The sequence below is a fragment of the Pseudomonas sp. TE3899 genome (genome assembly GCF_056279105.1).
Genome location: NZ_JBWBQR010000001.1, coordinates 2,129,923 through 2,142,156 on the forward strand (window position 1 = coordinate 2,129,923; position 12,234 = coordinate 2,142,156).

The window sequence follows — 12,234 nt, forward strand, 5'->3', positions numbered from 1 at the left end:
TATGAAACGGGTTCACGTGATTGACTCCCATACCGGCGGCGAACCGACGCGCCTGGTGATGAAAGGCTTCCCGCAATTGGCCGGCCAGACCATGGCCGAGCAGCGCGATACCCTGCGCGATCAACATGACCAGTGGCGCCGCGCCTGCCTGCTGGAGCCCCGGGGTAACGATGTGCTGGTCGGCGCCCTGTATTGCGAACCGGTGTCGCCGGATGCCACGTGCGGCGTGATCTTCTTCAACAACGCCGGCTACCTCGGCATGTGCGGCCACGGCACCATCGGCCTGGTCAATTCGCTGCATTACCTGGGGCACATCGCCCCCGGCGTGCACAAGATCGACACCCCCGTCGGCCCGGTCAGCGCCACGCTGCACGACGACGGCACGGTGACCCTGGGCAACGTGCCCGCCTACCGTTATCGCAAACAAGTGCCGGTCGAAGTGCCGGGGCATGGCACCGTGCATGGCGATATCGCCTGGGGCGGCAATTGGTTTTTCCTGGTGTCCGATCACGGCCATATCTTGCAAATGGACAACGTCGAAGCCCTCACCGATTACACCTGGGCGATACTCAAGGCCCTGGAAGATCAGGGCATCCACGGCGAAGACGGCGCGCTGATCGACCATGTCGAACTGTTTGCCGACGACGCTCACGCCGACAGCCGCAACTTCGTCATGTGCCCCGGCAAAGCCTACGACCGCTCGCCCTGCGGCACGGGCACCAGCGCCAAACTGGCGTGCCTGGCGGCCGATGGAAAACTGGCCGCCGGTGAGCCCTGGGTCCAGGCGAGCATCACCGGCAGCCAGTTCATCGGCAGCTTCGAATGGGAAGGCGAACGCGTGCGCCCGTTCATTACCGGCCAGGCCTTCATGACCGCCGACGCCACGCTACTGATCGACGAACAGGATCCCTTCGCGTGGGGCATTTGAGCTGCCCCGTGCCACTTCACCTTCAATTAAACGTTTCGAGGAGTTAGAACCATGAGCGAGAACATTTTCACTGGCTGCATCCCTGCGCTGATGACCCCGTGCACCCCTGAGCGCAAGCCGGACTTTGAGAAATTGGTGGCCAAGGGTCGCGAGCTGATCGATATCGGCATGAGCGCCGTCGTGTATTGCGGCTCCATGGGTGACTGGCCGTTGCTGACCGAAGCCGAACGCCAGGAAGGCGTGGCGCGTCTGGTCGCCGCCGGCGTTCCGACCATCGTCGGCACTGGCGCGGTGAACAGCCGCGAAGCGATCTCCCACGCGGCCCATGCAGCCAAAGTCGGCGCCCATGGCTTGATGGTGATCCCGCGCGTCCTGTCCCGTGGTGCCTCTCCCGCCGCGCAAAAAGCCCACTTCGCCGCCATTCTCAAAGCGGCGCCAAACCTGCCGTCGGTGATCTACAACAGCCCTTACTACGGCTTCGCCACCCGCGCCGACCTGTTCTTCGAACTGCGCCGTGAGCACCCGAACCTGATCGGTTTCAAGGAATTCGGCGGGGCTGCCGACCTGCGCTACGCCGCCGAAAACATCACGTCCAAGGACGATGACGTCACCCTGATGGTCGGGGTCGATACCCAAGTGGTGCATGGCTTCGTCAACTGCAACGCCACCGGCGCGATTACCGGCATCGGCAACGCACTGCCCCGGGAAGTGCTGCAACTGGTGGCCCTGAGCAAGCAAGCGGCCAAGGGCGATGCCAAGGCCCGACGCCTGGCCCGGGAGCTGGAATCGGCGCTGGCGGTGCTGTCGTCGTTCGATGAGGGCTGCGACCTGGTGCTCTATTACAAGCACTTGATGGTGCTCAACGGCGACACGGAATACACCCTGCATTTCAACGATACCGATGTGCTCAGCGATGCCCAACGGCATTACGCCGAGAACCAGTACACGTTGTTCCGCCAGTGGTACAAAAACTGGTCGGCCGAGCAGAACGTCGCCTGATCCCACCCCGTGTTCGTGCCCGTTGCGAGACAGCCGTGTTTCGCAGTCGGGCCCCCTCCTCTTTTCCAGGAAAGCGCCATGACTCTGACAGGCCAAATGCTGATCGGTCGGCACGCCATCACTCGGTAGCCGCGAAGCGATCCGGGCGATCGATCCGGCCACCGACAAACCCCTTGAACCGGCCTATCCCGGTGGCACCGAGGCACATGTCGAACAGGCGTGCGCGTTGGCGTCGGCAGCCTTCGACAGCTATCGCGAAACACCACTGGCGGCACGCGCCCAATTCCTCGAGGCCATAGCCGATGAGATCGAAGCCTTAGGCGATGAGTTGATCGAGCGCGCGATCGCCGAAACCGGTCTGCCGCGCCCGCGTATCCAGGGTGAACGTGGCCGCACCTGCCAGCAACTGCGCACCTTTGCCCGCACCGTGCGCGCTGGGGAATGGCTGGATGTACGGGTCGATAACGCACTGCCGGAACGTCAGCCCCTGCCACGTCCGGACTTGCGTCAGCGTCAGGTGCCGTTGGGGCCGGTGGCGGTGTTTGGTGCGAGCAATTTTCCGCTGGCCTTTTCGGTCGCTGGTGGCGATACCGCTTCGGCATTGGCCGCCGGCTGCCCGGTGATCGTCAAGGCCCATGGCGCGCATCCCGGCACCAGCGAACTGGTGGGCCGAGCGGTGGCTCGGGCGGTGAAATCATGCGGCCTGCCTGAAGGCGTGTTTTCGCTGTTGTTCGGCTCGGGCCGCGAAGTGGGCATCGCGCTAGTGAGCGATCCGCGGATCAAAGCCGTGGGTTTCACCGGTTCGCGCAGTGGCGGCATGGCGTTGTGCAAAGCGGCCCAGGCGCGGCCCGAGCCGATTCCGGTGTATGCGGAAATGAGTTCGATCAATCCGGTTCTGCTGTTCCCGGCAGCCCTGCAAGCGCGCGGTGAAACGCTGGCACAAGGTTTCGTCGCGTCACTCACTCAGGGGGCTGGCCAGTTCTGCACCAACCCTGGATTGGTGATTGCCCATCAAGGCGCTGCGTTGGACCGTTTCATCCGCGCAGCGGCTGATCTCGTTCAACGCAGCCCGGCGCAGACCATGCTCACGCCCGGCATCTCCACGGCCTATAAGACTGGCGTGGGTTTGATGCATGCAGAAACCGCCGCCACGGGCCTGAAGGGTGAAACACCGAACCAATGCCAGGCGCATTTGTTCGTGACCCGGGCGCAGGATTTTCTGCGCGACCCAACGTTGCAGGCCGAAATGTTCGGCGCCGCGTCGCTGGTCGTGCAATGTGCCGACGACAACGAAATTCGTCAGGTTATCGAGCACCTGGAAGGTCAACTGACCGCCACCCTGCACCTGGATGACGCCGATCTGGAGAGCGCCAGGGCGTTGCTGCCCCTGTTGGAACGTAAGGCCGGCCGCCTGCTGGTCAACGGCTGGCCCACTGGGGTCGAGGTGTGCGACGCCATGGTCCATGGCGGACCTTTCCCGGCCACGTCCGACCCGCGCTCGACCTCGGTCGGCACCGCCGCCATCCTGCGGTTCCTGCGCCCGGTCTGCTACCAGGACTTCCCGGACAGCTTGTTGCCGGCCGCGCTCAAGCACGGCAATCCGCTGCAACTGCGGCGTCTGCTCGATGGCCAGAGAGAAGCCCAGGCCCATGTCTAATCAGTCCGCTTCGAACGATATTGCCGTGGTCGGCGCCGGCATCATCGGCGTCGCTTGTGCCCTGCGCCTTGCCCGCCAGGGTTTGCGGGTGGTGGTGATCGACCAGCAGGAGCCCGGTCATGGCGCCTCGTTCGGCAATGCCGGGCACCTGGCCACCGAGCAAGTATTTCCGATTGCCGACCTGTCGATCCTCAAGCGCCTGCCCGCCATGCTCATGGACCCCATGGGCCCGCTGCGCCTGGACTGGAAATACCTGCCACGCGCCCTGCCCTGGTTTTTGCGCCTGTTGTTGAACCTGCGCCCGGCGCCGTTCCAACGCACCGTGGCCGGCATCCGCGCGCTCAATGAAAGCAGCCTGGGCGCGTGGCAGCGGCTGCTGGCGGACATTGCACGCCCGGATTTGCTCAGGGAAGACGGCTCGTTGCTGGTGTTTGAGCGGGCCGAGTCGCGTCAGGCGATTGAAGCGTTGCAGGCGCGGATGCGTCAGCAGCAGGTGCCGGTGCATTTCTGGCAGGCCAAGGCGATACGCGAGGTTGCTCCGCAGTTGAGTGAACAGATTCAGGGCGGCTTGTTCTTTCCGCGCACCGGGCACTTTCTTGATCCGTACCGGGTTGTCTGCGAACTGGTCGACGCGGCCAAGACCAGCGGCGTGCAGTTCCTGAGACAGCAGGTTCAGGGTGGGCACTTGCGGGAGGACGGTGTCGCGCTGATCACCGACCGGGGCCTTCTCAACGCCCGCCAAGTCCTGATCGCCTGCGGCGCCCACTCGGCGAAGCTCACCGCGGCGCTGACCGGCAAAAAGGTCCCGCTGGATACCGAACGCGGTTATCACCTGATGTTGCCCCACGAGCAGGATCGGTTGCCGTTCGCCGTCACCTCGCTGGAGCGCAAATTCATCATGACGCCCATGGCCGCCGGGCTGAGGCTGGCCGGCACTGTCGAGTTCGCCGGCCTCGACCGCCCGCCGAGCATGGAGCGTGCGTGGCAGTTGCACCGGCTGAGCAAAGGCCTGTTCCGCCGGGATTTGAACGCTGACGACGCCACGCCGTGGATGGGGTTTCGCCCGTCCTTGCCGGATTCGCTGCCGATCATCGACCGGGTGTGCGATGGCAAGGTATTACTCGCCTTTGGCCACCAGCATTTGGGGTTGACTCAGGCTGCCGTCACGGCCGAGCTGATCGCCCACATGGCGGCGGCCACTGCGTCTCATGGACTACCGGCCATCGAACCGTACCGGCTCGATCGCTTCTGATAAAAAAGTCATTCAACTTCATTGAGGATCTCGAATTTCACCTGATCAGGATAGAACGCCACGTAGTTGCGAATCTGCTCGACCGACACCTTGGGGTTCTCATAGGTCCACACAGCGTTGGCGCCTTCATGCCCCGGAATCTGCAAGCTGAAGTAACTGGCATCGCCTTTGTAGGGGCAATAGCTGGTGTGGTCAGTGCGGGCGTAATATTTTTCGTCGATGTCTTCGCGCGGGACGTAATACACCGGAGGGTAATTGGCCTCCAGCAGCACCAGCGCCCGGGCGGATGCGGCCACCTGAATACCGTGGAACTTCACCAACAGACAGCCGGGTTGCTCGGCGATGGTGATGACAGGACTGGGACCGGAGCTTTTCATGGAATACGTTCCTCATGACGGTGATGAACCTGTAGGAGCAAAGCTTGCTCGCGATGAACGAAAACGCGGTGTACCCGACGTAACGCCATCGCGAGCAAGCTTTGCTCCTACGGGCTGGGCGGGGAAGCAGACCCAAAACCTTGGACCACGACTGTCAGGTATAACCCATGTTTCGCCATCGCGACGGCTTCGCAGCCGAACGGGATCACAAAATCAAAAGATCGCAGCCTTCGGCAGCGCCCACAGGCGCGAGCTGCCGAAGGCTGCGATCTCTTGATCTTGCCTCACATCAAGCGACGATATCGTTCGCCACTGCCTGCCCCACCATCCCCACCGCGAAATCCACCGCGCCATGGCCGGTCAAATCGACCATCAAACTGGTCTGATTAGTCTCGGCAAACCAGGTCAGGATCGCGTCGCCCGCGTGCCCGGTGAAACCGCCGACGAAATTCAACGTCGCATTACCCGAAGCAAATTCGGCGATGCCCGACAGGTCGATCTTGTCCTGGCCGCTGGTGAAATCCATGATCCAGTCCGGCGCGGTCATGGTCGAATCGCTGGCGGCGCCGAACACAAAGGTGTCCGCCCCGGCGCCGCCCCACAACGAATCACCGCCACCGGCACCGTAAAGGATATCGTTGCCCGCCCCGCCTTCCAGACCGTTCGCTGCGGCGTTGCCGATCAGCAGGTCATTGCCCGAACCACCGATGGCATTTTCCAGGGTCACGCCATGCGCGATGGAAACGTTGCCGACCAGGCCGCCCACGTCAGAGAACGCGCCTTCGTTGAGGTTGATCTTCTGGTTCTGGCTGAAACCGGAGAAGTCCAGGGTGTCGTTACCGCCGCCATCCCACACCGAAAACACCACTTTCGAGGCGGCCGAGGTGGCGCTGTAGAAGTCGCGTTCGGCGTTGGAGTTGAAGCCGTAGACCGTGTCGCTGGCGCGGGTGTCCAGGTTGGCGCCGTAGAGTTTCTGCACTGCCACGATGTCGTCGAGCAACGGGGCCGAGGCATAGGCGCCGCTGCCGTCCTTGCTGAAGTTCTGGTGGGTGTTGCTTTCACTCCAGTAGCTCATGAGGCTGTAGCCACGGGTGTCCTGGGCGTAGGTCACGTCGTTGTAGGTCGGGTTGCCGTTGCCGGCGTTGTAGACGCCCGGGTGCGACAGGCCCAGGGTGTGGCCGATTTCGTGGGTCAGGGTCTGGCGCCCGTAGTTGTTGGTGTCCGGGGTTTTGTTGACCTGGTATTGGTCGTTGATCATGTACCAGGACTGGCCGTCGTACTGGCTGCCCTGGGGCAGATAGGCGAACGCCGCGCCGCCGGTGTTGTTGCTGTAGTTGCCGAAGGTCATGTGACCATCACCACCGGCGCCTTCGCGGAAAGTGACATTGGCCACGTCCGACCAGGATTGCATCGCCAGCACCGCCTGGGCCTTTTGCTGGGCGCTGAATTCGCCGAACGTGCCGAGGGCCGGGTTGTAGTTGCCCGGTTTCGAGGTCAGGAAGGTGTAGCTGAGGTCGATCTTGCCGTCGGCATTCTGATCGTGCCAGGACGCGCCTTTGCGCAGGATCTGGTCCGCCGCCTGGTCGGCAGTGAACGACGGCTTGCCGTTGATCAGTGCGCTGCCGCCACGGTCGTACAAGTGGCTGAACGTATCGACGGTCGAGTAGGCGTCACTGGTCCGGGCTTTTGCTTGAGACATGGTTTACGTCCTTGTTCAAAGTAGTCAGTTTCGACAGACCACGGCGATCCCTTGGCGAGATCGTCCTGTCACTCGCCCCATTGCAGGCGCGGTGAAACTGACACAGCTTGAAACGTGACGCTAATCAATTTCTCGATAGCCCTGGGGTTCAACCGTCCGTGGAGCGAGTCAACGCCTCCCACGCGTCAATCTCCCGGGTCATGCTTGCCAGGCGTTCGCGCACCCGTTGCAGCGCATCGCTGCCGAGCAACAAATGCGCTGGCGGTGCGTCGCTGGCAATCAAGGTCAACATGGCCTGGGCGGCTTTGACCGGGTCGCCCAATTGCTTGCCGCTCTTGGCCTGGCGCGCCGTGCGGATTGGGTCGAAGGTCGCGTCATAGTCGGCGATGCTGCGCTCGGAACGGCGCATCGAGCGTCCGGCCCAATCGGTGCGAAACGAGCCCGGCGCCACCGCCGTGACCGCGATGCCGAACGGTTTGAGTTCTTTGCTCAAGGTGTCGGATACCCCTTCCAGGGCAAACTTGCTGCCGCAGTAATAGGCGATACCGGGCATGGTGATAAAGCCGCCCATGGAAGTGATGTTGATGATGTGCCCGGCCCGACGCTGACGGAAGAACGGCACGAACGCCTTGGTCACGGCCACGGCGCCGAACACGTTCACATCGAACTGTTGGCGCATCTCTTCCAGCGCCGATTCCTCGAAAATCCCTTCATGGCCGTAACCGGCGTTGTTGACCAGCACGTCCACCGGACCGAGGGTGTTTTCGACTTCCGCGACGACCGCGTCGATGGCGCTGAAGTCGGTGACATCCAGGCAGCGGCCGAAAGCGTTTTTCGACGGGTGCTGTTCAAACTCGATGCGCGCCGTTTCGCTGCGCACGGTGCCGATCACCCGGTGGCCTGCGGCCAGAGCTTCGTTAGCCAGCGCCTGGCCGAAGCCACTGCTGACGCCGGTGATGAAGAGGGTTTTGGTGGTCGTCATGGTCGCGTTCTCCTGTGATGTGTTGGCCATGATAGGGCGGCCACGGCGACGGCTGAACGCCGATTACTGTGGGGCTTTTGCCTAATCCTATGAGGCGATTGATTTGCGGCTCGCAGCGGTTCACATTCGAGCCTTGTGTTATTGGGTGGAAAGGTCTTTTGAGCGAGTCAGGCGTAGATCAAAACAATTGCCAGACGCAGACGATTGCGCTGTTGGCCAAACTCGCCCCGGATGAGGGTTACAACCTCACGGCCCTGGCCGATGTGCGTTTGCTGCGCTCCAACCGGGCGCTGGAACGCACGCCGGTGCTCTATGATCCGGGTATCGTCATCGTCTGTCAGGGCCGCAAACGCGGGTACTGGGGCGACGCGACGTACCTCTACGACGCCCAACACTATCTGGCGGTTGCGGTGCCGGTGCCGTTCACCATGGAAACCGACGCCAGTGCCGAAGAGCCGCTGCTGGCGATCTATTTTCATCTGGATTTCAACCTCGCCGCCGACCTGATGCTGCAACTCGACGACCAACCCGTCGCCGCCCCCAAAGGCATGTATGCCTCGCCGATGGAACCGCGCCTGAGCCAATCGGTGCTGCGCCTTCTGGAAGCCCTCGACTCGCCACTGGACGGTCGCCTGCTTGGGCCGGCGCTGGTGCGGGAAATCTACTATCGAATCCTCACCGGCGCCCAAGGCGGGTCAATGCGCGCCGCCCTCGCCGCTCGCGGGCAATTCGGACGCATCTCCCGGGCCCTGCGCAAAATCCACGGCAGCCTCGGCGAGCGGCTCGACGTCGAACACCTGGCCGCGCAAGCGAACATGAGCGTGCCGACCTTCCACGCGCACTTCAAAGCCGTCACCCACACCTCGCCCATGCAGTACCTGAAATCCACACGCCTGCACCAGGCGCGGCTGTTGATGGTGCGCAACGGCTACAGCGTGGCGCGGGCGGCGGCGGACGTCGGGTATGAAAGCGGCTCGCAGTTCAGTCGCGAGTTCAAAAGGCTGTTTGGCCGCACGCCTACCGAGGAAGTGGCGCGGATGAAAGGTGCGTTTGCGCTGCCGCCGCCGGTAGAAAACTCGGTGTTTGTGTCTTCGCATTGAGCGGTTAAAGTGCCGGGCCATCACAGCGAAATACCCCAACCTCTGGAGCGCAAAATGGACATTGCAAACATCCCCTTCGGCACCACCGACTGGTCGCAGATCCCACCTACCGAACACCCGGGAGAAACCGGCAGTGCGTTATGGCGCACCCAGCAGTTCGGGGCGATTCGGGTGCGCATCGTCGAGTACACGCCGGGCTACCTGGCCGATCACTGGTGCTCCAAGGGTCATGTGCTGTTTTGTCTTGAAGGCGAACTGCATACCGAGCTGGAGGATGGTCGCCAATTCGTCCTTACACCTGGCATGAGTTATCAGGTGGCGGACAACGCCGAGGCCCATCGATCCTCGACGGCCGTTGGTGCGCGATTGTTTATCGTCGACTGACAGCCAGCGCAACGGTCATCGCGTCAACGGCATGTTCGCGACAAAAAACTCAATAAACACCCGCAACTTCGGCGGCACCTGCCGCCCGGACGGCCAGAGCAGATTGAACTGGCCCTTCTCCCAGGTGAAGTCCTCCAGCACCTCCACCAACCGGCCATCGGCCAGGGCCTCGCGCACCACAAAGTCGGCGGCATACGTCAGGCCGAGGCCTTGAATGGCGAGGTCCATGCGTCCTTCCACCGAATTGCAAATCATGGAGCGCGGCAGTTCCAGCTCAACGGGCTGATCGTCCCGATTGAACAGCCGCGCCTGCAACTTGCCGGATTTGGGAAAGCGGAAATGGATGCAGGCATGCTGGTGCAGATCTTCCGGCTGCTGCGGCACACCGTGGCGAGCCAGGTAGGCGGGCGATCCGACCGTGAGCATCCGATAAGTGCCCAACGGCCGCGCGGATAGCCCGGAGTCCCTGGGCACGCCGCTGCGGATGACCGCGTCGAAGCCTTCGGTGATGACATCGGTCAGGCGATCCGTGAATTCAAGGTCGAGCTGAATCTGCGGATAGTGCGATTGAAACTCGCCGACAATCGACACAAAGGGTTTGGCGATCATCGGCAGGCTGATGCGCAGCGGCGAGACGGTCGCTGGGCTTTCACCGAACGCCGATTCGAGTTGCACTTCCTGACACCATTGGCCGGTTGGAAAGCCGTCGCCGGCACTGAAGCTTCGGCCTAGGCTTCGTCATCGTCAGCAACCTTTTATCTGTATATCCATACAGATAAAGGTTGCCCCAATCAAAATCCCTGCGCATTCTGTACGCCTTCTTCAAACCGACTTGAACGATGGTGGTTATGCAGCTGTACCTCTGTGAAAAACCTTCCCAGGCCAAAGACATTGCGGCAGTGCTCGGCGCCAAGCGCCGGGGCGACGGTTGCTGGCTGGGAACGAACGTCACGGTGACCTGGTGCATCGGCCATCTGCTGGAAACCGCTCCGCCGGATGCCTACGACGCGCGCTACAAGCGCTGGGTGCTGGCGGACCTGCCAATCATCCCCGACAAGTGGAAGATGACCGTCAAACCGCGCACCGCCAGCCAGTACAAAGCGGTCAAACGCTTGCTCGGCGAAGCCACAGAGCTGGTAATCGCCACCGACGCCGACCGTGAGGGCGAGATGATCGCTCGGGAACTGGTGGAGCATTGCCGTTATCGCGGGCCGATCCAGCGGTTGTGGCTGTCGGCGTTGGACGATGCGTCGATCCGCAAGGCCTTGGCGGCGCTCAAGCCGGGGGCCGAAACCTTCAGTCTCTATCATTCGGCGCTGGGCCGTTCCCGGGCCGACTGGCTGATCGGCATGAACATGAGTCGGCTGTTCACCCTGCTGGGCCGGCAGTCCGGTTATCAAGGGGTGCTGCCGGTGGGTCGCGTGCAAACGCCGACCTTGCGCCTGGTGGTGGATCGGGATCGCAGCATTGCCGATTTCGTCCCCGTCGCCTATTGGGCCATCGACGTGCAACTGCTGCACGATGGCACCGCGTTCACCGCCCAGTGGCGTGCAGCTTCCGATGTGTGTGACGATCAGGATCGCTGTCTGAATCAGGCCCTGGCGCAGCAAGCGGCAGCGGCGATGAGCGGCGCGGCGAGCGCCCGGGTGATCAAGCTGCGCACCGAGCGCATGCGAGAAATCGCGCCGTTACCGTTCGATCTGGGCACCTTGCAGGAAGTCTGCTCGAAGAAACTTGGCCTCGGTGCCCAGGAAACCCTCGATATTGCCCAGGCGCTCTACGAAACCCACAAAGTCATCACTTACCCGCGCAGCGATTGCGGGTTCCTGCCCGTCAGCCAGCACAGCGAAGCTCCCGGTATTCTCGCGGCGCTGCGCCAGGCCGATCCGAGCCTGAACGCGTTGAACGAGCATCTGCAGCCTCAACGCCGCTCACGGGCCTGGAACGATGCCAAGGTCAGCGCGCACCACGGCATCATCCCCACCGCCGCCGCGAAAAACCTCGAACGGCTGGTTGGCAAGCAGCGGGCGGTCTACACCTTGATCCGCGCACGTTATCTGGCGCAGTTCCTGCCCAACCATGAATATGACCGCACCCAGGCCGACTTCGACTGTGCCGGTGAAGCCTTGCGCGCCGTGGGCAAGCAGATCGTCGAACCGGGCTGGAAACGTGCCCCTGCCCGAAGCCCTCGCCCCGGCCAAGGGCCGTGAGGCGCCAGCGCCGCAAACCCTGCCGGCCTTGGCCGAAGGACGGGATTGCGCGGTGGACGAGGTCAAACTCAAGGACCTCTGGACTCAACCACCCAAGCCATTCACCGAGGGCGACCTGATCAAGGCGATGAAGAACGTCGCCAAACTGGTGGAAGACCCGCTGCTCAAGCAGAAACTCAAGGACACCACCGGGATCGGCACCGAAGCGACCCGCGCCTCGATCATTCAGGGCCTGCTCGACCGGGGTTACCTGGTGAAGAACGGCAAGGCCCTGGCCGCAACGCCGGCAGCGTTCAGCCTGATCGACGCCGTACCGCGGGCCATCGCCGATCCGGGCACCACGGCGATCTGGGAACAGGCCCTGGACATGGTGCAAAGCGGTGAAATGAGCCTGGAGGAATTCGTCACCAAACAGGCCGCGTGGATGAGCAAGCAAGTCGCCCGTTGCGCAGGCCTGAGCATGACCATCAGCGGCCCGGCGAGCCCGGCCGGTCGCGGCGCCACGCCGTGGAAGAAAAAACGCAAGGCCACGGCGCGCAAACCGGCGACCGGCGCCAAGCGCGCCGCCAAACCAGCGAGCAAAGCGTAATGGGTGGGCAGCCAGGCAACAACGGGGCGTTTTAGATTGGCGCAAGCTTTTGATTCA

Annotated in this window: 9 protein-coding genes and 2 pseudogenes; 7 read left to right on the forward strand and 4 right to left on the reverse strand. The window is 62.8% G+C overall.

Annotated features, from left to right (window positions below; translation table 11 throughout):
- Nucleotide 1: 1 nt before the first annotated feature.
- The 4 genes and pseudogenes from ACZ89E_RS09440 (at nt 2) to ACZ89E_RS09455 (ending at nt 4,836) form a co-directional block, all read left to right on the forward strand.
- The gene (locus ACZ89E_RS09440; RefSeq protein WP_476255459.1) at nt 2–928 is read left to right on the forward strand and encodes a 4-hydroxyproline epimerase; all 927 of its coding nucleotides are present in this window, start codon (nt 2–4) and stop codon (nt 926–928) included.
- A gap of 51 nt (nt 929–979) precedes the next feature.
- Complete coding sequence (locus ACZ89E_RS09445; RefSeq protein WP_149658413.1) at nt 980–1,927, forward strand: dihydrodipicolinate synthase family protein; 948 nt, start codon at nt 980–982, stop codon at nt 1,925–1,927.
- A gap of 78 nt (nt 1,928–2,005) precedes the next feature.
- Nucleotides 2,006–3,584: pseudogene (locus ACZ89E_RS09450) on the forward strand (aldehyde dehydrogenase (NADP(+))).
- Nucleotides 3,577–4,836, forward strand: coding sequence for an NAD(P)/FAD-dependent oxidoreductase (locus tag ACZ89E_RS09455; protein ID WP_476255460.1), 1,260 nt, complete (start codon nt 3,577–3,579; stop codon nt 4,834–4,836). Before ACZ89E_RS09450 ends, ACZ89E_RS09455 begins: the two are co-directional and overlap by 8 nt.
- 8 nt (nt 4,837–4,844) lie before the next feature.
- On the opposite strand, the gene ACZ89E_RS09460 is transcribed toward ACZ89E_RS09455, so the two are convergent.
- The 3 genes from ACZ89E_RS09460 to ACZ89E_RS09470 all read right to left on the reverse strand — a co-directional run bounded on the left by ACZ89E_RS09460 (nt 4,845) and on the right by ACZ89E_RS09470 (nt 7,894).
- Nucleotides 4,845–5,213, reverse strand: a complete 369-nt coding sequence (locus ACZ89E_RS09460; protein ID WP_149658416.1) for a DUF427 domain-containing protein — start codon at nt 5,211–5,213, stop codon at nt 4,845–4,847.
- A 289-nt stretch (nt 5,214–5,502) separates the two neighbouring features.
- Nucleotides 5,503–6,912: a serralysin family metalloprotease gene (locus tag ACZ89E_RS09465; protein ID WP_476255461.1), complete on the reverse strand. Its 1,410-nt coding sequence runs from the start codon at nt 6,910–6,912 to the stop codon at nt 5,503–5,505.
- Nucleotides 6,913–7,060: 148 nt separating this feature from the next.
- Nucleotides 7,061–7,894 (reverse strand): oxidoreductase, encoded by an 834-nt coding sequence (locus ACZ89E_RS09470; RefSeq protein WP_476255462.1) that lies wholly within the window; start codon nt 7,892–7,894, stop codon nt 7,061–7,063.
- Between the two features lie 158 nt (nt 7,895–8,052).
- On the opposite strand from ACZ89E_RS09470, the gene ACZ89E_RS09475 reads away from it, so the two are divergent.
- Both ACZ89E_RS09475 and ACZ89E_RS09480 read left to right on the forward strand, forming a co-directional pair.
- Nucleotides 8,053–8,994, forward strand: coding sequence for an AraC family transcriptional regulator (locus tag ACZ89E_RS09475; protein WP_476255463.1), 942 nt, complete (start codon nt 8,053–8,055; stop codon nt 8,992–8,994).
- A 54-nt stretch (nt 8,995–9,048) separates the two neighbouring features.
- Nucleotides 9,049–9,378: a DHCW motif cupin fold protein gene (locus tag ACZ89E_RS09480; RefSeq protein WP_149658420.1), complete on the forward strand. Its 330-nt coding sequence runs from the start codon at nt 9,049–9,051 to the stop codon at nt 9,376–9,378.
- 15 nt (nt 9,379–9,393) lie between these two features.
- Here the strand turns inward: ACZ89E_RS09480 and ACZ89E_RS09485 are convergent, their stop codons facing one another.
- Nucleotides 9,394–10,053 carry a LysR substrate-binding domain-containing protein gene (locus tag ACZ89E_RS09485; RefSeq protein ID WP_476255464.1) on the reverse strand — a complete coding sequence of 220 codons (660 nt, stop codon included), beginning with the start codon at nt 10,051–10,053 and terminating at the stop codon, nt 9,394–9,396.
- Nucleotides 10,054–10,226: 173 nt separating this feature from the next.
- Here ACZ89E_RS09485 and ACZ89E_RS09490 point away from each other — a divergent pair.
- Nucleotides 10,227–12,177 (forward strand): annotated as a pseudogene (locus ACZ89E_RS09490) (DNA topoisomerase III).
- Nucleotides 12,178–12,234 lie beyond the last annotated feature (57 nt).

Bases quoted from the DNA above. Each gene is read 5' to 3' on its own strand.
- ACZ89E_RS09465 (WP_476255461.1), bottom strand. From the start codon at position 6,912: ATGTCTCAAGCAAAAGCCCGGACCAGTGACGCCTACTCGACCGTCGAT.
- ACZ89E_RS09445 (WP_149658413.1), top strand. From the start codon at position 980: ATGAGCGAGAACATTTTCACTGGCTGCATCCCTGCGCTGATGACCCCG.
- ACZ89E_RS09470 (WP_476255462.1), bottom strand. From the start codon at position 7,894: ATGACGACCACCAAAACCCTCTTCATCACCGGCGTCAGCAGTGGCTTC.
- ACZ89E_RS09440 (WP_476255459.1), top strand. From the start codon at position 2: ATGAAACGGGTTCACGTGATTGACTCCCATACCGGCGGCGAACCGACG.
- ACZ89E_RS09480 (WP_149658420.1), top strand. From the start codon at position 9,049: ATGGACATTGCAAACATCCCCTTCGGCACCACCGACTGGTCGCAGATC.
- ACZ89E_RS09455 (WP_476255460.1), top strand. From the start codon at position 3,577: ATGTCTAATCAGTCCGCTTCGAACGATATTGCCGTGGTCGGCGCCGGC.
- ACZ89E_RS09460 (WP_149658416.1), bottom strand. From the start codon at position 5,213: ATGAAAAGCTCCGGTCCCAGTCCTGTCATCACCATCGCCGAGCAACCC.